Source organism: Salinicoccus halitifaciens, assembly GCF_021026095.1.
Taxonomy (GTDB): domain Bacteria; phylum Bacillota; class Bacilli; order Staphylococcales; family Salinicoccaceae; genus Lacicoccus; species Lacicoccus halitifaciens.
In genome coordinates, this window is record NZ_JAJNCU010000003.1 from 52,612 (window position 1) to 74,085 (window position 21,474).

Sequence of the window (21,474 nt, forward strand, 5' to 3'; positions counted from 1 at the left end):
AACATGTCCACCCCCAAAATAAAACACCCCGGCCGGTTTTTATTGTCACCGGCAGCCTTTACATCTACACTGATATCAACAGACGATACGGAGGGATATCATGAATATAGGTTTAATCGGATCCGGTGCGATCGGCCGGTATCTGCTTGAAAAAATCAATAAGGAGAAGCATCAGGCACTCGCCATTAAATGTGTACTCGTCAGGAACAGGGAAAAGTATCAGCATCTCGAGGCGGAATACGGCGTCACGCTCCATACGGACCGGGAGGCCTTTCTCGCATCGGACATCGATATGGTCGTTGAAGCGGCGAACGTCGAGACGGTGCGCGCCCTGCTTCCGGAAGTGATCCAAAAGAAAGACACGATGCTGATCAGTGTCGGTGCCCTGGTCGATGAGGCCCTTCTTGAGGAAACCGGCCGCCTTGCAGAGGCGCATGGACATAAGCTGCATCTGCCATCCGGCGCGATCGGCGGCCTCGACCTGATCCAGAATGCGAAAGCACTCGGCAACCTGGAGCAGGTGGAACTGATTACACGCAAGCCCGCACATTCATTGACGGAGGAAGTACTTACGGAGGAAAAGACCGTCTTCAGCGGCAAAGCGTACGAAGCCATCGAGAAGTTCCCGAAAAACATGAATGTCTCGATCATCCTGTCACTGGCGGGCCTCGGCATCCGGGACACGGACGTCCGGCTGATCGCCGACCCCGGGATCGATAAGAACATCCATCAGATCAAACTGTCGGGCGGCTTCGGGGAAGCGGAACTCACCATCAAAAATGACCCGCTCCCTGAAAACCCGAAAACGAGCGCGCTTGCAGCACTCTGCATCATCGGGACACTTGAGCGCCTCGAGGAAAACATCAAATACGGAAATTGACTGAAACGTGGAAATCCGGGAGGGGTTTCCATGTTTTATTTCCCGGTATTGTAATCTGAATTTTCAGTTGCGGCGGGATTTCAATACTGATACAATATAGCTTCGGGATAAGGTCCGGTTGGGACGGAAAGTGTCCATACGCTGAAGAATGTAACCGCTTCAACATCAAAATCCGTCTGAATTTTGGAAGCGTTTTTGATGTGGTACATTGCAGGTGTGCCGACCGGCCTTATCGCGGGCAGTTTATTTTAAAAAAAGAAAGAGGTTATACATATGACAGGCATGGAATTTGCAAATCATCCAGTCGTCTGGATATTCGCTTCGGCGATCATCATCGTCGTGATGTTCCAGGCATTCAAGTTTCTTTCGATGTCGAAGAAGCGGGCAAAAGAGATCGGCCTTACGGATGAAGAAATCAACCGCTCCATAAAAACAGGCGCCATCACGGCAATCGGCCCTTCAATCGGCATCATCATCGTGGCGGTCTCCCTCATTTCACTGATCGGGAACCCGCTGACCCTGATGCGTATCGGCGTCATCGGTTCGGCACCGATTGAGAGTGTCGGCGCCCAGCTTTCTGCAGAGGCTGCGGGCGTACAGCTCGGCAGTGCAGGCTTCACTCCAGAGGTCTTCTCCCTCATCGTCTGGGTGCTATGCGTCGGCGGTGCGGGCTGGATGATCTTCACAGTGATTGCGACACCGTCGCTGAATAAGATCCAGGAAAGATTGAGCCGTAAACCGAAAGGCAAACACATCCTCGGCATCGTAGCCAGCGGTGCGATGATCGCCATATTCGGTTCACTTCTGTCGAATGAGTTTTTAAACGGCGGCACCTACATATTCGCCGGGGTGGTCGCCATGGTCGTCTCGTTCATCATCAATACGACCGCAAACAAGAAAAATATCGGCTGGCTGAAGGAATGGTCACTCGGTTTTTCGATCCTCGCCAGCCTGATCGCCGTATATTTTATAGTATAGGAGGTATTCAATAATGGATAGTTATGCTAAATCAACACACTTTTGGGGCCGCCTTACACTCAGTATAGGAATATTGATTTCATTCGCACTGCCCCTCTACCTTTCATTCGTCATGGGGTACCATCCCGGTTTCCCTCTCATATTGAACGCATTTTTCGCCTATGCCGCAGTCATAGGGGTCGTCTGGTTCCTTGAACCGATCATGTACTACCCGGTGCTCGGATCCGCTGGTACATACATTGCCTTCTTTACGGGGAATATTTCAAATATGTGTCTTCCTGCGGTCGCAGCATGCCAGGACGCAGTCGGTGTCGAACCGAGTTCTGAGAAAGGGGAAGTCGTCGCCACACTCGGCATCAGTGCAGCATCCATAGTGAACAAGCTCATACTCGTGCCCGTGATACTTGCCGGGCTCTGGCTGTTGACCGTCATACCGGAAGACATCCAGCAAATCTTCCCGTACGTGCTCCCGGCCATCTTCGGGGCGGTATTCGTACAATTCGCCGGCAGGCTGCCGTGGTACGGAATCCTGGCACTCGCCATCGGTTTCCTTGTCAACGCTTCCCCGGTGCCTTTATTCGCCAAAAATTTACTCTGTGTGCTGCTCGTCGTCGGAATCATGCTCCTGATCGACAGACGCAAAGAGACAGCCGCCTGATTTTTATATGATCTCGAGATACTAAAAAGGGGGACTCCATATGGAGTCCCCCTTAATCATGCCGGGAGGTTGCTGCTGTTCAGATAGGACCGGAAATCCGGATAACTGAACACTTGAAGGCCGTTACTGTTTAGATAGAGCCGGAAATCCGGATAACTGAACACCTGAAGGCCGTTGCTGTTTAGATAGAGCCGGAAATCCGGATAACTGAACACCTGAAGGCCGTTACTGTTCAGATAGGCTTGGAAATCCGGATAACTGAACACCTGAAGGCCGTTGCTGTTTAGATAGGCCTGGAAATCTTGCTAACTGAACACCTGAAGGCCGTTGCTGTTTAGATAGGCCCAGAAATCAGGATAACTGAACACTTGAAGGCTCCGGCACTCAGTCCAGCAGATACAGATTCCTCGTCGCACGGGATGCGAGTACGTATTTGACGAGGGGAAGGTCGTCATAAAACGACGATTCCGTGATGATGACGGTATTGTACTCGAAGCCTTTCGACAAGTAATAAGGCAGGACGAGATAATCCTGATTATAAATCGTGTCGACTTCCTGCAGGTTTTTCAAACCCGGAATGTCATCCTTCAATTCCTCAAAAATACGGTCCGCCGCTTCCCGTGACGGTGTAATGATCGCCATCTGCTCCGGCATGTCCCGACTTACCATCGACCGGATATGCGCCGCTTCATCTTCAACATCAATAAACTGCACGTCCTGTCCGTCGACGGAGACCGAATCGATGCCGCCGGGCACGATGGTATTCAAATAATCGTTGATTTGGTTCGTCGAGCGGTAGGACTTCTGAAGCTGCATCACATGATGGTCGTCTGCGATCAATTCCGGACTGCCGACCGGATGGATCTGCTGGTGCTTATCGCCGAGGCTCGTGAATGTCGCATTCCGATAATAGTCCTTCATCACTGCATACTGGATGTTGGAATAGTCCTGGACTTCATCAAGGATGACGTGGCGTATCTTTTTATTGCCCGCGCCGATGATATGGATGTACAGGTACAGCATGGGTGCAAGGTCCTCATATTTGAAGTCGTTGCGCTTGATGTTTTCTATCGTTTCGCGCCGCACGGCCTTGTCCGCAATCGACCGGACATACACCTTCTCAAGCTGGACGAACCTGAACCGGCGTATTTGCGCATGGAGGGCTGCGAGCTCTTTTGTGGCCTCATCATTGGCCATCTTCTTCAACTCTTCCCTCTCACCGATATACTCGGGCGATTCGTCGAGCGCCTTGAACTTCTCCCCAGTCAGCTGCTTCAGCTCCCTACGGTATATATCCAGCAGGTCTTCATAGATCTTATGCAGACGGCGCGTGACGGGATGGGCGCCCAGATCCTCGTAGAACACCCTTTCAATCAGTTCTTTCGGGACAAGCACTTTCCCGCCGTATTTCAAATCCCGGAAATGCATCCCGTATTCACCGAGTCTTTCGATATACTGCTTCAGATGGCTGAAGTATTCAACGGACGTCTTGTACTTATATGCCGATGCATCCTCGTGGCCCAGCCGCTGGATGTTTTCTGCGAGCGACTCGAACCTGCGCCCGTTGAAATAAATGAATGCGTTACGCATGCGGTAGAACGTCATATTTTTGACATTCTCCTCGCCGAGCTCCGGCAGCACGTCGGACACATAGTCGTTGAACACTTCATTCGGTGACATCAGCATGATGTTCTCCGCCTTCAGGCGGTCCCTGTACGTGAACATCAAATACGCGATGCGCTGCATCGCAAGCGACGTCTTACCGCTCCCCGGCGGACCGTAGACGAGCGTGTCCTGGTTGAGCGGCTGGCGGATGATGATGTTCTGTTCGCTCTGGATCGTTGCAACGATATTTTTAAGTTTCGACCTGGAAGAATCGGTGATCAGCTGCTGGAGCATCTCATCGCCGATGTACAGATCGCTGTCGAACATGTTCAAAAGCTTCCCGCCCTCGATCTGGAACTGGCGCCTGAGCGTGACGTCGCTTTTTATTTTCGTACCGTCGGGAATCCTGTAGGTCAGTTCACCGACGCGGTTCTCGTAAAATAAACTCGCAATCGGCGTACGCCAGTCGTAGATCAGGATATTGTGTTCATTATCCTGGATGGTCGCACCGCCGATGTACACCGGCTCCCCGTCCACGACCAGCTTGCCGAAGTAAGGCTTATGCATCAGACGCTCAGTCGTCTCCCGCATGTCTTCTATATAATTGAATTTCATTTCAGTCATGCGCATTTCCGGCACCATCGAAATGAAGTCCATGACGTTGCCGTCTTCAAAATCGAATGTATTGGACACATCGTCATTCAGTGCTTTCCGCGTCTCAAGAATATCTCCGGATGTCATATCCAGCTGTTTCGAAAGGCTCGCATTATATGCTTTCAGGAAATTCACCGTGAAGTCCAGATGCCCCGCTTCATGTTCAAATTCATTCCCCATCAGACCACTCCTCTTTTTAAATGCATTGCTTATAATACAACGATTGAGGCAGAAAAAGTAGTCTTATGTTTGTATGCCCCATATGATATACTGGATTTGTTAAATGCAGGGAGCGGCTCCGGGAGGGGTGCGCTCCTTTTATTTTTGTCACGGACTTTGTGACAAAGCCGATGCGGGATTTGATTGTTTATGCGGACGATTCACCTTAAAATTGAATCAACAATAAATATCAATCTGAAGGGGTGACGCATATGGCAGAAGAAACAGCTCGAAAGAGCGGCATTCAACGTAAAGCGCAGGCGTTCGGATCATTCCTGAGCAGCATGATCATGCCGAACATCGCAGCATTCATCGCATGGGGCCTGATTACGGCATTATTCATCGAAGCCGGATTTTTCCCGAATGAGAACATCGCCGGCATGGTCGATCCGATGATCATCTACCTTTTACCGCTCCTCATCGCATTCACGGGCGGACGTCTCGTCCATGATACACGTGGAGGGGTCGTCGGTGCGACGGCGACGATGGGTATCATCGCAGCAGCGGATTCGCCGATGCTCCTCGGCGCCATGATCATGGGTCCGCTCGGTGGTTACCTGATGAAGAAAGTCGATGAGTTCCTGATCCCGAGGACGAAGCAGGGGCTTGAGATGCTGGTGAACAACTTCTCGGCCGGTATACTCGCATTCCTGCTTGCCCTCCTCGGCATGTACGGGTTGGGGCCGCTTGTGCTTGGACTGACGGAACTGCTTGGACAGGGCGTCGATCTGATCATCGGCTGGGGTGTGCTGCCGCTGGTCAGCATATTCATTGAACCGGCGAAAGTCCTGTTCCTGAACAACGCGATCAACCACGGTGTACTGACGCCGCTCGCAACAATCGAAGCGTCGGAGATGGGCCGTTCCATCCTGTTCACTCTCGAATCCAATCCGGGACCGGGCTTCGGCGTACTGCTCGCCTACATGTTCTTCGGCAAAGGCACGGCACGTGCCACAGCGCCGGGGGCGGCATTCATCCAGTTCATCGGCGGTATCCATGAAATCTACTTCCCGTACATCCTGATGAAGCCGATGCTCCTGATCGCAGTGATCCTCGGCGGCGCATCCGGCATACTGACCTACAGCATTCTCGGTTTCGGCCTGGCAGCACCGCCGGCACCCGGCAGCATCATCGCCTACGTGCTGACGACACCGGGCGGGGAATACATCCAGATGATTGCAGGTGTCGCCATCGCGACAGCCGTCTCATTCACGGTTTCCGCATTCATACTGAGGTATACGAAACAGCCTGAAGGCGACCTGACGCAGGCGACTGCACAGATGGAAGCGCAGAAAGGCAAAAAATCCTCCGTTGCAGGCACGCTCTCCGCCGCCGACGGGGAATCCGAAGCGATGAAGGCACTGAAGGAAGAGAGCACCGATGTGGATTCCAGCATCGATTATGCGAACGTCGAGAAAATCGTCTTTGCATGCGACGCCGGAATGGGCTCGAGTGCGATGGGCGCAGGCATGCTGAAGAACAAGTTCAAAAAAGCGGGCCTCGACATCGATGTCACGAACTCGGCCATCAACCAGCTGAAAGGTGATGAAGACATCATCATCACGCAGAAGACGCTGACAGAACGCGCCGAGAATAAAGTGCCCGATGCCCATCATATTTCGGTCGACAACTTCCTGAACAGCCCGAAATACGACGAATTGCTTGAAGAATTGAAAAAACATCAATAAACTGGATTTAAATCAACAGAATAAATGAATCCGGGAGGACGCCATTATGATCAGTTCAAGGGAAAAGAAAATCATCACTGAACTCATATATCATAATGGCGCCTTTTTATTGATCAACGAAATCGCTTCAAAGCTCGGCGTCTCCTCGCGCACCGTCCACCGTGAACTCGTCAATGTCAGAAAAACGCTCGATGCATTGAATATCCCGCTCGAAAGCGAGTACAGGCGCGGCATCCGCATCGACATCACACCCCTTGAGCGGGATGCGCTGACGCGCTACATCGCTGAGAACTCCGCAAAAGACTTGAGTGCGGAGGAGAAGCAGGTCGCACTGATCTACAACCTGATGCTCCGGCCGGAAGGCACGAAGAAGAGTGCCCTCGCTTTTGAACTCGGGTCGAGCGAACACGCACTGGATGAGCTGATCAGCGACTTGAACCGGGAACTATCCCCTTATGATCTTTCGATCACAAAGGACCGGCGGGCAGGCGTCCACCTGAATGGCGACACTTTGAACAAGCAGAATTTCCTCACCAACATGATGGTCGATGAACTGAATTCCAACAGCATCTACTCGGTCATCGAGAACAACTTCGTGTTCAGTTCCCTCATCAACGATAAACTGCTCGGCGTCCTTGAAGTCGACCATATCTTCAAAGTCGAGCGGCTCTTGATGGATGAACTGGTGATCCTGCCCTATCAGCTCACCGAAAACGCCTATCTGAACTTGACGCTCCATATCGTCCTCGCGATCGAGCGGACAGTCAACACCCAGGCCGTGGAAATAAGCCCCGCAATCAAGGAAGAGCTCGCGGACACCGAGGAATACGAAGTCTCAAAAGCGCTGACGCTGAAGATCGAAGAAGCGTTCGGCATCACATTCCCGGATGAAGAAGTTTATTTCATCACGATGCATCTCCGGGGCAGCAAAAGGAAGTCCCAGGCGGAGGCGGGCTCCGGCAGGACGGAGGCACAGACCAAAAAGTTCATCCGCAAGGTCGGTGAAAAGATGGATTACCCTTTTCATGCATACCCGGAGCTGCAGGAAGGCCTTGTGCTCCATATCGAGCCGATGCTGCACCGCCTGGAATCCAACATCATCACGGCGAACCCGCTGCTTGAAGTGATCAAGGACCAGTACCCCGCCCTGTTCCGGGCGAGCGGGGAGGCATTCAGGGAAGTCTTCGGCATTGAAAAGGTGGATGAATCGGAAATCGGGTTTTTAACCATCCATTTCGGGGGTATCCTGAAAGCGAACCCTCCTGTTGAAATCACGACGGTGTGTTCGTCCGGAATCGGCACGAGCCGCATCCTCTCCAATCAGCTGCGGACGCATTTCCAGAACATTCATATCAAGCGTGAACTGTCGATTTCCGAACTCGCAGACACGCAGTTCGGCGAAGATGAACTCGTGCTCAGCACCGTACCGCTCGATATCGACAATTATATACTGGTGACCCCGCTGCTCGACGACTACAGCGTGAAGAAAATTTCCGAAGCCATCCAGGAGAGCGGCACCGCGGGAGTTTACACGGCCAAAAAGTCACGGCAACAGGAAAATAAAGATATCGACATCGACAAGATCCTGCAGGCGACGGAGCTGTTCCATTTCAAAAAGCACATTGAACTGGATGAAAAGATGGAAGCACCCGCTGCAGCGGGAGCGGTTCTGGCAGAACATTCAAGCATTCAGGACATTGAGGCGATTATGAGCATTTTAAATGAGCGGTACAGGATGACTGGTTTCATCATCGGGGAATCCGGATTTTCATTCCCGCACGTCAAATCCGGATCCATTACTAAACATGAAATGCTGATCGTTAAAAATCGTGAAGGGTTCATTGATAAGAACTACCGCGGCGAACAAGTCACGGTGGAGCATCAGATCCTCCTGCTCGTGCCGGAGGCCACAAAGATCAACGAGCTGATCAGCGATATCAGCGTGCTGCTCGGTGAATATCATGAAGACATCGCTTCGCTCATCGACAGCGGAAAAATCGAAGAGACGATTAAAGACCATATCAAATACAATTACGGAAAGGACTAATGTTTTATGATCAAAAAAGAGAACATCAAACTGAACCAGAGTGCAGCTACAAAAGAAGAGGCAGTCAAGGCGGCAGGCCAGATTTTAGTGGATGCAGGTGCTGTGGAACCGGCGTATATCGATTCCATGCTTGAACGTGAATCCGTCGTATCGACGTTCATGGGCAACGGCCTTGCGATTCCCCACGGCACGGAGGACGGCAAGTCTTCAGTCAAAGAAAGCGGACTGTCACTGATCCAGATTCCGGAAGGCGTCGATTTCGACGGCAACGAGGCGAAAGTCGTGCTCGGAATTGCAGGCAAGGGGAATGAACACCTAGAACTGCTCCAAAGGATTGCGATCATCTTCTCCGAAGAGGAAAACGCCGAGAAAGTGATCAATGCATCTTCCGCCGAAGAAATCATCGAGATTTTCGAGAGCGAGGAAGATTAGGATGAAAGCAGTCCATTTCGGCGCAGGCAACATTGGCCGGGGGTTCATCGGAAAGGTCCTGCATGACAACGACTATTCCGTGACGTTCGCCGATGTCAATTTGGACATCATAGAGGCACTCAATCAGGACCGCGCCTACACTGTCCATATCGCAGAGGAAAATGGTGCCTCGTATACGATCGATGATGTGGCAGGGATCAACACCGCCCAGCATCCTGAGGCGCTGAGAGCAGCAATCATGGAAGCGGACATCATCACGACCGCCGTCGGCGTGAACATCCTGCCCGTCATCGCGAACGCCATCGCGCCCCATCTGGAAGCACGCGCAGCAACCGGGCGGCCGCTCAATATCATCGCATGCGAGAACGCGGTGATGGCGACGGATGCTTTAAAGGAAGCGATCCTCAACACCACCGGCAGCATCGATCCAGACATCGTCAGCTTTCCGAACTCCGCTGTCGACCGCATCGTGCCGATGCAGACCAACGACAATATACTGGATGTCAAAGTCGAACCGTTCTTCGAATGGGTGATCGAGGAAGACGCCTGGGCCGGTGAAGAAAAGCTTGAAGGCGTCACTTATGTATCGGACCTCATGCCCTATATTGAAAGGAAGCTTTTCACCGTGAATACCGGCCACGCCGCCATCGCCTATTACGGCCGCACGCTCGGACTTGATACGGTGTCGGAAGCAATGGGCGATGAAAGAATAGAATCATTTTTAAGGGACGTGCTGTCGGAAACCGCCGTCTACCTGACGGAAGTCTATGACTTCAGCCGGGCGGAGCAGGATGAATATATAGAGAAAATCATCGGCCGTTTTAAAAATGCGCACCTTTCCGATGACTTGAACAGGGTTGGACGCGGCGTACTCAGGAAACTCGGCCCGGACGACCGCATCATCAAACCGCTCACCTGGCTCCATGAGCACGGGTTGAAGCATGATGCACTGGCAAGACTGGTGTCTTTTGCACTGCAGTTTGATAATACTGAAGATCCCGAGCAGACCAGGATGAACACTCTGATAAGAGAGTCAGGCATCGCCGCCTTCCTCAAAAAACACAGCCGGCTGTCCGAAAAGCTGATCAGGGAAATCACCTGACATGAATATTGCCGTAGAATGAAACCCGTACATCAAAATGATGTACGGGTTTTTATTGTGTTCATCCAGGTTAATTATGTAAACTGTACCGCCGAAAACGGCACTGATTGCGAGGACCGCAACCGAAATGAGGGTTTCTGTAATGACCATGGCAGTTCCTTTCAGTTCGAATTCAGCTTTCCTCTATACTATACGTTGTCCGGCAACAATAAAAGCCCTCACTCGGAGGGCTTTCAGATAAAGAGTATCAGTCCTGCTTCTTTACAAACAATCTTCTGGTGCCTTGATTCTTGTACCTCGGCCGTTCTTCATTCAGTGATATGAACAGTGACCAGGTCATCAGTATGATGACGACCGAGAAAGGCAGTGCTGCGACGATGAGCATGTTCTGTATGGACTGCACGCCGCCGGTATAGATCATGATGACCGCAAATGCCGATAATATCACGCCCCAGCTCACTTTCACAAAGCCCGCCGGATAGTTATTGCCGTTTGTCGACAGCATACCGAGGACAAACGTCGCGGAATCCGCGGATGTCACGAAGAATATCACGACGATCGTCACCGTGAATAAACTCATCAGGTAGCCGAACGGATACTGTTCCAGCATGGCGAAGGTGGCCGTTTCAGTGGCATATTCCGAAATCTGCGCGATGCCGTTCGCCTCCAGGTTGATGGCTGAAGCGCCAAAAACGGTAAAGAAGATGAACATGACAAGTGAAGGGACGGCGAGCACACCGATGATGAATTCCTTGATCGTCCGGCCTCTTGAAACCCGGGCGATGAAGATGCCGACGAACGGTGCCCATGAAATCCACCAGGCCCAGTAGAATATCGTCCAGTCGATCACCCAGTTCATCTGCGCCTCATCATTCATCGGAAGACGGAGACCCATCTCAAAGAAATTCGCAATATAATTCCCGATCGAATGTGTGAACATGTTCAGGATATACAGCGTCGGACCGATGATGAAAAGCGCGAGTAAAACGATCGCCGCAAGCGACATATTCAAGTTGCTCAGCCGCTTGATGCCCTTGTTGATCCCCGCCCAGGCGGACCATGTGAAGAGCACTGTGGATGCCGCAATGATCGCAAACTGGACCGGGAAGTTCGACGGGATGTTGAACAGATAGCCGAGTCCCTCATTGATTTGCATCGCACCGAAACCAAGCGTTGCCGCAACCCCGGTCACCGTCGCGATGACCGCAAGGATATCAATCATCTTACCGAAGATCCCCTGCGCCCGCTCCTCGCCGATGAGCGGCGTCAGCGTGGCACTGACAAGACCCGGGTACCCTTTATGGAAATTGAAGTAAGCAAAAGTCAGCGCGACGATTGCGTAAACGGCCCAGGCATGGATACCCCAGTGGAAAAACGAATACTGCAGCGCTTCCTCGATCGCCTGATCCGAACCAGGCTGTGATACAGGAGCCGAGTTGAATGCATGGCTGATCGGTTCCGCCGTCGTCCAGAATACAAGGCCGATGCCCATTCCTGCACTGAACAGCATTGCAAACCAGGAAGGCAGTGAGAATTCAGGATCCTCATCCTCCTTGCCGAGCCTGATGCTGCTGTAACGGGAAAACAGCAGGTATACGCTGATGGCCAGTATGACCATGATCAGGAGTAAATAGTACCAGCTGAAATATGTAGAGATGAAGGCTGTAATGTCCCCCGTGACCTGTTCGGTCTGCTCCGGCACGAAGGCACCAAATCCGACAAAGATCACACAAATGGCGAGCGCAACCCAGAACACCGAAGAAACTGATTTTAAATTCATAAAAAGCTCCTCTGTTCATTTTTTAAGTACATAAGAAAACAAAGTGAAGTTATTTACATTTTTCCACTATAGACCAGATGCCGGGCTTTCTCAAGAGGACGAAGGCAGAAAACAGTGACACGGAATGGATCAGAGCGTGAAAATCCCGCCTGTAAGGAAGCCCAGGTAAACAAACAATAACCCTCCGCCATAGGTGAAGAGCATATATATCAGCAATTCCTTTTTATGCTTTTTTAAATGCAACTGAAGCACCTCATAATTCAAGGTGGAAAATGTCGTGAATGCCCCGAAAAAACCGACCCCGAACAAAAACATCACCATTCCGCCGACCCCCGCCCCTGTCAGGAGACCAATCAGAAATGAGCCGGATAAATTTACAAAAAGCGTACCTGCAGGTATTTTTAATGAACCATCTCTGTTCCACCTGCGACTGATGGCATAGCGGGCAATGGCCCCGAAAAAACCGCCGGTCCCGACCAGCATTAAGGATATCATCTCAACCGCCGCCTCCCCGTCCCAATGTAATAACCTGCATAACTCAATAAGACCCCTCCGAAGAGGCTCGCGAATATATACAGCCCGCCTGCCATTATCCTTTCCTCCTGGAACATTTCAAGTGTTTCGATGCTGAATGCCGAAAATGTCGTGAACGATCCGATGAACCCTGAGGTTACTGCAGTTTTTATATTTTCGGGAACTGAAATTTTTGTAAACATCCCGGCAGCCAGCCAGGCCATCAAAAAACTTCCGAGGAGATTCACACTCAAAGTCACTGCCGGAAAAAAAGCCCCTTCCGTGTATAACAGCACTCCGGCCGAATACCTGCTTGCCGCACCGAAAGCCCCCGCAATGCCCACTAATACATAAATCAATCGCTCTCCTCCTCACCGTTCTTTCCGAGACTCAATCATTACCATCGTCCCATACGATCCTCCGTATCATTTTAACATTTAAAGTGTGTTTTCTGCTGAGGGGCCAGTGGTTTTTTATATTTCAGCCATGCTCGGGCCGTGTCACCGGACAGACAAAAAATTGAAAAATACTACTATAAAAGCGGCTCATGTTATTGTAGAATATAAAACGTAGTAATTACGATTAATGCAGGTTATCGTCATCCAACGTCGCTTGAACCGGATGACTTTCTGCATGGATTGGACGCTTTATGATTTCAAATCGTTACAGAAACGGCATAATGATGATTTCACTCGGTATTTTCATCGTGATCACCTTTCTTTCATTACAACATCATATGGTGACGTTCGACCGCAGATTAATGCACTGGCTCACCGAAGTCACACCTGGATATGTATCCCAGTTGGTGTCCGCCTTGACGATTCTCGGGTCCGGTGAAGTCATTGTCATATTGACCTTCATCATCTTTTTAGCATTGATGCTGTATAAAAGGTTCGAGTATGCACTGATGCTCCTGATGGTCAGCATTGGGGGCATCGTGCTCAACTTTCTGCTGAAAATCCTCTTTCAGCGTGAACGGCCCGGGGATATGACGGTGATCGAAATGTTCGGCTTCTCACTTGAAGTGGCATCCTACAGCTTTCCAAGCGGGCATACGATGAGGAGCGTACTGCTCATCTCATTTCTGATCCTTTTGTCTCTGCGCCATGCAGGAGGCAAGGTCATGAAAGTCGTGCTCACATTAATGCTGCTCTGCTTGATGCTGCTCATCGCAATCAGCAGAATTCTTGTGGATATGCACTTTCCGACTGACATCCTGGCTGCTGTGAGCATTTCCGTCTTCTGGTTCTTTGCCTGTCTGGGAGTGACCGAAAGACTCATGCCGCAAAAGCGATGACTTTGATTCAGGCTTCCTGCATGCATAATCGGAAAATCATTGATTCAACCAAATGCATACATCCTCGTTAGGTGAGGCTCCTGTGCCGGAGATATGCTGCTGCCCAAAAATGTCCAAAGACGCCAATGGGTCAACAGGAACCATCGATATAAGGTGGTTTTTAATGCAGCTGGTCCATACCCTATGCCGCACAGTGCTAAAGCTCTACGAATGGAGGGGTTGCCGTCTTTCCAACGGCCTCATCAAGCATGCGCACCTTCCTTTCAGGAGAGGTGTGCTTTTTATTATGGAGGTGAGATGGATGAAGAAAAAAAGTGCCGCAGACCCTGACCCCCGACCCATAACGACGGAAAATACGAACGCTGAAAAATATGACGGCCTTCCACCATCTCACTTTCTTGTGACTTGATGGGGGCGGGCTGAAAAACCCGGGAGGATATATGACAAATACAAAAGCAAAAAATTTCGGACACTTTGAAAAACTTTTGGCAAAGCGCGCGGAGGAGGTTGATCATGCCCAATTCAGAGAGGAGTTCCTCGCTCTCCATCCTACCGATCAGGCTGCCATCTTCATCAGGTTTGATGCGGGGGAAAGACAGTCAGTCTATGACATCTTGCCCCCGGAAGAGTTCTCATATATTTTCGAAGCACTTGATGAATACCAGCAGAATGTCATATTCGATGAATTGCCCGGTGACTATGGAACATTGATGCTGAACGAGATGTTCACCGATAATGTAGCCACTTTCCTCAATGAGATGGATGATGATGGTGCTGAAAAGATACTTCTGGAGATGGATCCGGATGAAGCCGCAGCAGCAAGGGAAGTCATGGGCTATGCACCTGAAACCGCCGGTGCCGTGATGACAAAAGAAGTCGTGAGCATTTCCGCAGATGACTCTGTTGCCGAAGTTCTGGAACAGCTGCGCAGGGTCGCACCAGACGCCGAAACGATCTACTACCTTTATGTGATCGATGCCGAAAACCGGCTGGCCGGTGTCATTTCCTTGAGGGATCTGATCACTGCGCAGCCTGAAGAATTGATAAAAGATATAATGAGCAAAAATCTTGTATCCGTGAGAGAGGACGTCGACCAGGAGGATGTGGCGAGAATGATCGGTGACTATGACTTCCTCGCTGTGCCCGTCGTCTCCAAAGATGGTCAGCTTCTGGGCATCGTCACAGTCGATGATGTCATCGACATACTCGAGGAAGAAGCAACTGAAGACCTTGGTGAGCTTTCAGCCGTGAAAGGGGCCACCGATATCAACATCAGCCCCTTCAGAGCCGCGGGCAAACGCGCCCCGTGGATTGTCCTCCTCATGTTTTTCGGTTTGATCACCGCCGGAGTGATCGGCCAGTTCGAAGAGACTTTGGAGGAAATCGTACTTCTTGCCATCTTCATACCTTTGATCATGGATTCTGCCGGCAATACAGGCACCCAGTCACTCGGGGTGGCAGTCCGCGGCCTGGCGCTCGGCACCATCCAAAAGAAGACCATCGGAAAGATGCTGAGGCGCGAGCTTGGCACAGGCGTCATACTCGGGATGATTTGTATGGCCGTACTCGGCATCACCATCACTTTACTGTATGACCAGTGGCTGCTTGCCCTGGTGGTCGGCTTCTCGATTTTCTGCACACTCAGTATAGCTACCGTAATCGGGGCGACCGTACCGCTGATCATCAACAAAATCAAACTCGATCCGGCCATCGCTTCCGGTCCTTTCATCACCACCATCAATGATATACTCGGTCTCCTCATATATTTCTCCATCGCAACTTCGCTCCTCGATTTCTTTTAAGATGCAAGATAAAAATCCATCATATGGTGGATTTTTATCTTGCATTCAATTTAGCATCATATGCGGCTTTCGTCTCCTCATCAAACAGCACCCATTTGATCAGGTCGAAAGCCTCCGGCTGCGCCTCAATCACTTTCCGCACCTCATCCACCGCGATGGATGCCGCCTGATCCACCGGGAAGTGATAGACCCCGGTTGAAATGGAGGGGAATGCGATTTTCTTTATGCCATTGTCCATCGCGACTTCCAAAGACCTGCGGTAACAGCGGGCGAGAAGCGCCGCCTCCTCCGAATTGCCCCCGTTCCAAATCGGTCCGACCGTGTGGATGACGTGATCGACCGGTAAGTTGTAACCTCCGGATATTTTCGCATCTCCCGTCTCACAGCCGCCGAGCTTCTTCGTTTCCTCAAGCAGTTCCGGGCCGGCCGCCCTGTGGATTGCACCGTCCACACCACCGCCGCCCATCAGACTCTTATTGGCCGCGTTGACGATTGCCTCCACATCATTAATTTTTGTGATATCTCCAAGCTCCGTCTGAAGCATATGATCACTCCTTTAGTACAAATGTACCCGGAATCAAATATTATAATTAAATATTTCCATACAAAAAACTAACAGAAAGATGGTGATTTGTTTATGATTTCCATTTAACGTCTATAGGACTAATGCAAGCAATAATCTAAGAGGTGATTTTCAATATGGTAAAAGTTGCAGTTGTCGTGGGCAGTCTGCGCAAGGGATCTTATTCGAAAAAACTCGCTGAAAATATGGCAGCACTCCTGCCGGAAGACTTTGAAGCTGAGTTTGTGGATATCGGCAACCTCCCGTTGTATAACGAAGATTATGACGGCAATGAACCTCAGGAGTATCTTGATTTCCGTGAACAGATCAAAAGCAGTGATGCAGTCATGTTCGTCACCCCTGAATACAACCGGTCGGTGCCGGGCGTGCTGATGAATGCCATCGATGTGGCTTCAAGACCGTACGGCCACAGCGTATGGGACGGCAAACCCGCACTCGTTGCGAGCCAGTCCATCAGCAACTTGAGCGGATTCGGTGCAAACCACCATCTGCGCCAGTCACTGGTTTTTCTGAACATGCCGGTGCTCCAGCAGCCGGAAGTCTATATCGCGAACAGCCCGGAACTGTTTGATGAAAACGACAAGATCAAATCTGAAGATACAGTCGCATTCCTCCAGTCCGCAATGGATGCATTCGTGGACCATGTCAAAAAATATGTATAGATGATGAATGAAATCCCTGCCTATCAATCATCGATAAGCGGGGATTTTTCTTAATATCAAACCATCCACGGTCTTGGGTTCTTTTCCTTTTTGCGGATGTTGCTCTTCGGCAGTTCCTCCCTTTTTACAACTTTAGGCACCATGCCTTCATCAATCTTCTTAACCAGCTTCGCATCCATCTGGCTGACATTGAAAAGTGTGAAGACGCGGTATGTTTCCGAACTGCATCCCGGGCACCGGTCCCTTGCCAGATCATCGCTCATGGACTTCCAAACATCATACTCTCCGCAATTGTTACATTTAAATGTATACTGTGGCATCTGATCACTCCAGCCTCGGGATGATATTTTCATTGAAGATTTCTTTAGGCAGCGACAATGTACAGCATGCATTCGGTATATCCACGATGCCGGCGATGTGCCCCTGTACAGGTGCAGTGCCGAGCAGCATATACGCCTGTTCACCTGTAAAGCCGCATGTCTTCAGGAATTCAATTGCATTAAGGCAGGCATTCCTGTATGCGACGTGCGCATCAAGATAATTCTGGTCCCCTGAGAATTCGTTGACTGAAATGCCTTCAAAGACCAGGTACTCATTATAGTGCGGCATGACCGGTCCGGGCTGGAAGGCAGGATTCCTTTCAATCTTATGTTTCTTCATACCGCCTTTGATGACATCCACTTTAAGCTCGATCCATCCCGGGATTTCGATACCGCCGCAGAACGTTATTTCCCCGTCACCCTGGGAGAAGTGCAGATCCCCGACCGATAATTTGGCACCTTCCACGAACACCGGGAAATAAATTCTCGAACCTTTCGATAAATTCTTGATATCACAGTTTCCGCCATTCTCACGAGGCGGGACAGTCCTTGCGCCTTCTTTCGCCACCCGGTCGAAATCGTCACCTTTCAAAGTACCTGCGACGACGGAGTCCGGATCCGGCAATTCTGCCAGGGGCGGCACTCTGTCCGGATTTGTATCCACCAATGCCCGTTCACGTCTGTTCCATTCATCCAGCAATTCCTGGGAAGGCGCCACACCGATCAACCCGGGATGGATGATTCCCGCAAATTTCACATTCGGTACATGCCGGCTTGTCGTAAAGATGCCTTCAAAATCCCAAATGGATTTAGCCGCTTCAGGATAGTGGTCGACTAAGAAACTTCCGCCGTTCTCCTTTGCAAAAATTCCATTAAAACCCCATTCATGCGCACTGAAGGTGCCGATGTCCAAAATGTCCACGACGAGCAGGTCACCGGGTTCCACTCCATTTACGTGCACAGGCCCGCTCAATACATGTACACGTTTCAAGTTCACTTTCGCAATATCCGAAGGGTCATCATTATTCGAAATCTGACCGTCCGTCCAGTCGAGGCACTCCATCTTGAATGCCTCACCGGGTTCCACCGAAAAAGCTGCGGGAATATCAGGATGCCAACGATTGTGTCCGGGATGCTTCTGCTCGTGCATTTTCTTGTTCAAATCTACTTCGAAAATCTTCTTAGACATTAAATCATCCTCCTTGGTGTTAAAATACACTTATATCATACTGCTGAAAATGAAAATTTACAATAAAAAAATAAAGCGCTTTCATATTATTTTAAGAAGCCCCGAAATTTATATATAAAAAACCCATCAGCCGACAGGTATAAGTCAGCTGATGGGTTTTCTTTTACTCAATGTTCTCAATCAGATTTTCAAGAAATGACATGTCATCAACCGGCTGGGTGCCCATCGGTTTCGGGCGCGCAGATGAAATCGCAATGACGACTTCTTCCTTCGGGTCGATATGGATGACCTGTCCATGGATGCCGACTGCCTGGAAGGCTTTATTTTCTTTTGACTTCTCCGTCCATGCCGGCCACCACATCAGACCGTAATTTACTGTCTCCCCATTTTCAAGGGTCACCGGCTGCCCTGCCATCTCCGTCCAGCCTTCGGGCAAGACCTGCCTGCCGCCTGCTTTTCCGCCTTCGAGGAAAAACTGGCCGAAGCGTGCATAATCTCTCAATACGGCGGAAAAGCCGCTGCCTCCGATTTCATTACCATCCGGGGAATCCAGCCACCATCCTGCTTCACTTTCCATCCCGTACGGCTCCCATATCTTCTCATGGAGGTAATCAGACATCTTCTTACCCGTGGCACCAATGACGATTTCACCGGCCACCGTTGTCTCCCCTGTGGAATAGTTGTGGAGGTATCCGGGCTCCCCCGCACTTGGAAGACCCGCCATCACTTCAAGCAGTGCGCCCGGTTCCTGGGAGAGCTGAGCTTTCAAAAACGCCCGGCGGTCCGATTCCGGGTCGGTGTACGTCTCGTCCCACTTCACGCCGGAGTTCATCCCCAAAATATGACGGACGGTCGTGTTTTCGTAGGCACTGCCCTTCAATGCCGGTACATATTTTACCGTCGGGTCATCGATGCTTGCAATATATCCATCTTCGATGGCGGCCCCGACCAAAGTGGAAGTGATCGATTTTGCGACCGAGATCGACATCCAGCGCGTATCCGGCCCGTTGCCGCGGAGGTAGTTCTCATAAACCAGCCGCCCTCCCTTCAGCACGACGATGCCGGTCACTGAATTCAAAGTCAGGTAGTCGTATAAATCATAATTTTGATCGACCTTATCCGTCGTCCTGTCCTTGATTTTCGATTTGAAAGGCTGGAGAGACAGCCTTGACTGTTCAAAAGGCTCCGGAGTGGTTGAAGCGGGAATTTTGCGTGTCGGAAAAAGCCGTTCAATATTCCGAAATGTGTTGATAGCCAGGTCAGGGAACATATCCCCGTTATAGATATTTTCAATGGTTCCGATTTTCTCATTTGCATGTCTGTAGGAACTCATCTTCATCCTCCTTATCATTAAATATATTTTACCCTCTGCAATCTAATATAAGCACTCGAAATGGGTTGAAGATAAAGACGCTTCCAGTCATGACTGGAAGCGTCTTATACGAACTTTTACTCCTCAATGCTCACTTCATATAAGAAAAAGCTCGTGTTTGGGGAGATGATCAAATCATTCACCGATTCGTGGTATGCAACACTCACATTTGCATGATGCATCGGAATCCAGACTGCATCATTCGTCGCATATTCATTTGTCTCGTGAAGCAGCTCCAGACGCTCTTCCTGGTCAATGGTTGTGCGTGACTGTTCCACAAGTTCGTCAAATTCCTCGTTATTGTATCTCGCACGGTTGGTGGAACCTATATTGTCAGAATGCAGGTTCGGGTAGAATAATTCACTGCCGTCAGCGGTGCTGTTCGCCCAGCTGACAAATGCCATTTCAAAGTTTCCATTGGCCGCCTGCTCGAGGAAGGCGCCCCATTCCATCATTTCGATGCTTACATCGAATCCCGCTTCCATCAACTGTGCCTGGACGATTTCACTCATGAGAACGAAATGACCTTCATTTGCCACAAGCAGAGTGATCGGGGTCTCATCAAAATTATTCTCTTCTATAATTCTTTGGGCCTCTTCCAAATCATAATCGTATCCGAACTCCTGAGCGGCTTCATCATAACCGAACACTTCCGGGCCAATGATACTGTTGTTCTGAATGCCGGCGCCGTTCAGCTGCTCCACATATTCATCGCGGTCGATCGCATGGGAAACCGCCTTCCTGAATTCAAGATCATTGAAAGGCGCCTTCTCCATGTTGAAGGTCAAGTAGTTTATGCCGGTGCCGGACGTCAAATCCAGTTCAACACCATCCATCTCTTCTATCCTTGGGATATGCTCCGAAGGAATATTCGGAAGGAAATCCACCTGGCCGGTTTCCAGCATTCCTACAGCAGAAGCGTACTCAGGAATGACGTGCATGGTGACTGTATCCAATGAAGGTGCGCCTTTGAAATAATTTTCGTTCTTTGTGAGGACGATATTATCCCCGCTCGCCCAGGATTCGAATTTGAAAGGGCCGGAGCCGACAGGTTCAGTCATGATATCACCGGCTTCATCCGCTTCAGGCGATACGATTGAAGCATTGACATGGGAAAGTGCCGCAAGCAATGGACCATACGGTTCTTCCGTATTAATCACGACGGTATATTCATCCACCGCTTCAATGGATTCAACCGGCTCGAGCAGGGATGCCCTTGGTGCGGCCCTCTCTTCATCCAGCAGCTGTTCGAATGTATACTTTACAGCTTCCGCATTCAAAGGTGTACCATCATGGAACTCCACACCTTCCAGCAGCTTAAATTCCCATGTGGTATCGTCCACAGCTTCATAGGACTCCACCAGATGCGGTTCGATTTCCATCGTTTCCGGGTTATGTATAAACAGCGTATCATACAGCTGCTCAAGCATATAGGCAGACACGGAATCGTTAGTGTCTATTGGAGACAGACCCACTGCATCCGATGAGGTGGCAAATGAGATTTCCTGTGCGGATTCTCCTTCATTCCCTGCTTCACCCGACGTCTGCTGCTCCACGTTTGAATCATCATTGCAGGCTGCCAGAAATACGGAGATGATTGTAACCAGTATAATACTCTTAAAAAATTTGTTCTTCATAAAATGTCCCCTTTATATTAATAAGTTTTAGAATATTTATAATTATAATTTATATT

19 protein-coding genes and 1 riboswitch are annotated in these 21,474 nt (G+C 50.2%); of the genes, 10 read left to right on the plus strand and 9 right to left on the minus strand.

Annotated features, from left to right (window positions below; genetic code table 11):
- Nucleotides 1-100 precede the first annotated feature (100 nt).
- The 3 genes from nadX (at nucleotide 101) to LPW40_RS06825 (ending at nucleotide 2,516) form a co-directional block, all read left to right on the plus strand.
- The gene (gene nadX / locus LPW40_RS06815; RefSeq protein WP_230821487.1) at nucleotides 101-880 is read left to right on the plus strand and encodes an aspartate dehydrogenase; all 780 of its coding nucleotides are present in this window, start codon (nucleotides 101-103) and stop codon (nucleotides 878-880) included.
- A 273-nt stretch (nucleotides 881-1,153) separates the two neighbouring features.
- Nucleotides 1,154-1,858: a DUF5058 family protein gene (locus LPW40_RS06820; protein WP_230821488.1), complete on the plus strand. Its 705-nt coding sequence runs from the start codon at nucleotides 1,154-1,156 to the stop codon at nucleotides 1,856-1,858.
- 13 nt (nucleotides 1,859-1,871) lie between these two features.
- A complete protein-coding gene (locus LPW40_RS06825; protein ID WP_230821489.1) occupies nucleotides 1,872-2,516 on the plus strand; it encodes a small-conductance mechanosensitive channel in 645 nt (214 codons plus the stop codon).
- A gap of 384 nt (nucleotides 2,517-2,900) precedes the next feature.
- Here LPW40_RS06825 and LPW40_RS06830 read toward each other — a convergent pair whose 3' ends face one another.
- Nucleotides 2,901-4,955, minus strand: coding sequence for a HelD family protein (locus LPW40_RS06830; protein WP_230821490.1), 2,055 nt, complete (start codon nucleotides 4,953-4,955; stop codon nucleotides 2,901-2,903).
- Between the two features lie 251 nt (nucleotides 4,956-5,206).
- On the opposite strand from LPW40_RS06830, the gene LPW40_RS06835 reads away from it, so the two are divergent.
- The 4 genes from LPW40_RS06835 to LPW40_RS06850 are packed head-to-tail and all read left to right on the plus strand — an operon-like array spanning nucleotide 5,207 to nucleotide 10,263.
- Nucleotides 5,207-6,682: a PTS mannitol transporter subunit IICB gene (locus LPW40_RS06835; protein ID WP_230821491.1), complete on the plus strand. Its 1,476-nt coding sequence runs from the start codon at nucleotides 5,207-5,209 to the stop codon at nucleotides 6,680-6,682.
- Between the two features lie 46 nt (nucleotides 6,683-6,728).
- Nucleotides 6,729-8,729 carry a BglG family transcription antiterminator gene (locus LPW40_RS06840; protein WP_230821492.1) on the plus strand — a complete coding sequence of 667 codons (2,001 nt, stop codon included), beginning with the start codon at nucleotides 6,729-6,731 and terminating at the stop codon, nucleotides 8,727-8,729.
- Between the two features lie 6 nt (nucleotides 8,730-8,735).
- Nucleotides 8,736-9,161, plus strand: coding sequence for a PTS sugar transporter subunit IIA (locus LPW40_RS06845; RefSeq protein ID WP_230821493.1), 426 nt, complete (start codon nucleotides 8,736-8,738; stop codon nucleotides 9,159-9,161).
- A gap of 1 nt (nucleotide 9,162) precedes the next feature.
- Entirely contained in the window at nucleotides 9,163-10,263 is a 1,101-nt protein-coding gene (locus LPW40_RS06850; protein WP_230821494.1) for a mannitol-1-phosphate 5-dehydrogenase, read from the plus strand.
- A 247-nt stretch (nucleotides 10,264-10,510) separates the two neighbouring features.
- Here the strand turns inward: LPW40_RS06850 and LPW40_RS06855 are convergent, their stop codons facing one another.
- From LPW40_RS06855 to LPW40_RS06865, 3 genes are all read right to left on the minus strand, one after another.
- Nucleotides 10,511-12,043 (minus strand): BCCT family transporter, encoded by a 1,533-nt coding sequence (locus LPW40_RS06855; protein WP_230821495.1) that lies wholly within the window; start codon nucleotides 12,041-12,043, stop codon nucleotides 10,511-10,513.
- Between the two features lie 129 nt (nucleotides 12,044-12,172).
- The gene (locus LPW40_RS06860) at nucleotides 12,173-12,538 is read right to left on the minus strand and encodes a fluoride efflux transporter FluC (RefSeq protein ID WP_230821496.1); all 366 of its coding nucleotides are present in this window, start codon (nucleotides 12,536-12,538) and stop codon (nucleotides 12,173-12,175) included.
- Entirely contained in the window at nucleotides 12,535-12,915 is a 381-nt protein-coding gene (locus tag LPW40_RS06865) for a fluoride efflux transporter FluC (protein ID WP_230821497.1), read from the minus strand. The genes LPW40_RS06860 and LPW40_RS06865 overlap by 4 nt, the downstream gene beginning before the upstream one ends.
- A 320-nt stretch (nucleotides 12,916-13,235) precedes the next feature.
- Between LPW40_RS06865 and LPW40_RS06870 the strand changes: the two genes are divergently transcribed.
- A complete protein-coding gene (locus tag LPW40_RS06870; RefSeq protein ID WP_230821498.1) occupies nucleotides 13,236-13,853 on the plus strand; it encodes a phosphatase PAP2 family protein in 618 nt (205 codons plus the stop codon).
- 56 nt (nucleotides 13,854-13,909) lie between these two features.
- A riboswitch (M-box (ykoK) riboswitch) is annotated at nucleotides 13,910-14,076 on the plus strand.
- 217 nt (nucleotides 14,077-14,293) lie between these two features.
- Nucleotides 14,294-15,655 carry a magnesium transporter gene (gene mgtE / locus LPW40_RS06875; protein ID WP_230821499.1) on the plus strand — a complete coding sequence of 454 codons (1,362 nt, stop codon included), beginning with the start codon at nucleotides 14,294-14,296 and terminating at the stop codon, nucleotides 15,653-15,655.
- 34 nt (nucleotides 15,656-15,689) lie between these two features.
- Here mgtE and LPW40_RS06880 read toward each other — a convergent pair whose 3' ends face one another.
- The gene (locus tag LPW40_RS06880; RefSeq protein ID WP_230821500.1) at nucleotides 15,690-16,199 is read right to left on the minus strand and encodes an O-acetyl-ADP-ribose deacetylase; all 510 of its coding nucleotides are present in this window, start codon (nucleotides 16,197-16,199) and stop codon (nucleotides 15,690-15,692) included.
- 155 nt (nucleotides 16,200-16,354) lie between these two features.
- Between LPW40_RS06880 and LPW40_RS06885 the strand changes: the two genes are divergently transcribed.
- On the plus strand, nucleotides 16,355-16,900 hold the full coding sequence (locus LPW40_RS06885) for an NADPH-dependent FMN reductase (protein WP_230821501.1): 546 nt from the start codon (nucleotides 16,355-16,357) through the stop codon (nucleotides 16,898-16,900).
- Between the two features lie 56 nt (nucleotides 16,901-16,956).
- Here LPW40_RS06885 and LPW40_RS06890 read toward each other — a convergent pair whose 3' ends face one another.
- The 4 genes from LPW40_RS06890 to LPW40_RS06905 form a co-directional block, all read right to left on the minus strand.
- Nucleotides 16,957-17,292: an FmdB family zinc ribbon protein gene (locus LPW40_RS06890; RefSeq protein WP_330166178.1), complete on the minus strand. Its 336-nt coding sequence runs from the start codon at nucleotides 17,290-17,292 to the stop codon at nucleotides 16,957-16,959.
- Nucleotides 17,225-18,409, minus strand: coding sequence for a formamidase (gene fmdA / locus LPW40_RS06895; RefSeq protein ID WP_230821503.1), 1,185 nt, complete (start codon nucleotides 18,407-18,409; stop codon nucleotides 17,225-17,227). Before fmdA ends, LPW40_RS06890 begins: the two co-directional genes overlap by 68 nt.
- A 163-nt stretch (nucleotides 18,410-18,572) precedes the next feature.
- Nucleotides 18,573-19,742, minus strand: coding sequence for a serine hydrolase domain-containing protein (locus LPW40_RS06900; protein WP_230821504.1), 1,170 nt, complete (start codon nucleotides 19,740-19,742; stop codon nucleotides 18,573-18,575).
- A gap of 116 nt (nucleotides 19,743-19,858) precedes the next feature.
- Entirely contained in the window at nucleotides 19,859-21,418 is a 1,560-nt protein-coding gene (locus LPW40_RS06905; protein WP_230821505.1) for an ABC transporter substrate-binding protein, read from the minus strand.
- Between the last annotated feature and the right edge of the window lie 56 nt (nucleotides 21,419-21,474).

Excerpts from the sequence above, each read along its gene's own strand:
- nadX (WP_230821487.1), top strand. The coding sequence starts at position 101 with ATGAATATAGGTTTAATCGGATCCGGTGCGATCGGCCGGTATCTGCTT.
- LPW40_RS06820 (WP_230821488.1), top strand. The coding sequence starts at position 1,154 with ATGACAGGCATGGAATTTGCAAATCATCCAGTCGTCTGGATATTCGCT.
- LPW40_RS06825 (WP_230821489.1), top strand. The coding sequence starts at position 1,872 with ATGGATAGTTATGCTAAATCAACACACTTTTGGGGCCGCCTTACACTC.
- LPW40_RS06830 (WP_230821490.1), bottom strand. The coding sequence starts at position 4,955 with ATGGGGAATGAATTTGAACATGAAGCGGGGCATCTGGACTTCACGGTG.
- LPW40_RS06835 (WP_230821491.1), top strand. The coding sequence starts at position 5,207 with ATGGCAGAAGAAACAGCTCGAAAGAGCGGCATTCAACGTAAAGCGCAG.
- LPW40_RS06840 (WP_230821492.1), top strand. The coding sequence starts at position 6,729 with ATGATCAGTTCAAGGGAAAAGAAAATCATCACTGAACTCATATATCAT.
- LPW40_RS06845 (WP_230821493.1), top strand. The coding sequence starts at position 8,736 with ATGATCAAAAAAGAGAACATCAAACTGAACCAGAGTGCAGCTACAAAA.
- LPW40_RS06850 (WP_230821494.1), top strand. The coding sequence starts at position 9,163 with ATGAAAGCAGTCCATTTCGGCGCAGGCAACATTGGCCGGGGGTTCATC.
- LPW40_RS06855 (WP_230821495.1), bottom strand. The coding sequence starts at position 12,043 with ATGAATTTAAAATCAGTTTCTTCGGTGTTCTGGGTTGCGCTCGCCATT.
- LPW40_RS06860 (WP_230821496.1), bottom strand. The coding sequence starts at position 12,538 with ATGATATCCTTAATGCTGGTCGGGACCGGCGGTTTTTTCGGGGCCATT.
- LPW40_RS06870 (WP_230821498.1), top strand. The coding sequence starts at position 13,236 with ATGATGATTTCACTCGGTATTTTCATCGTGATCACCTTTCTTTCATTA.
- mgtE (WP_230821499.1), top strand. The coding sequence starts at position 14,294 with ATGACAAATACAAAAGCAAAAAATTTCGGACACTTTGAAAAACTTTTG.
- LPW40_RS06880 (WP_230821500.1), bottom strand. The coding sequence starts at position 16,199 with ATGCTTCAGACGGAGCTTGGAGATATCACAAAAATTAATGATGTGGAG.
- LPW40_RS06885 (WP_230821501.1), top strand. The coding sequence starts at position 16,355 with ATGGTAAAAGTTGCAGTTGTCGTGGGCAGTCTGCGCAAGGGATCTTAT.
- LPW40_RS06890 (WP_330166178.1), bottom strand. The coding sequence starts at position 17,292 with ATGCATGCTGTACATTGTCGCTGCCTAAAGAAATCTTCAATGAAAATA.
- fmdA (WP_230821503.1), bottom strand. The coding sequence starts at position 18,409 with ATGTCTAAGAAGATTTTCGAAGTAGATTTGAACAAGAAAATGCACGAG.
- LPW40_RS06900 (WP_230821504.1), bottom strand. The coding sequence starts at position 19,742 with ATGAGTTCCTACAGACATGCAAATGAGAAAATCGGAACCATTGAAAAT.
- LPW40_RS06905 (WP_230821505.1), bottom strand. The coding sequence starts at position 21,418 with ATGAAGAACAAATTTTTTAAGAGTATTATACTGGTTACAATCATCTCC.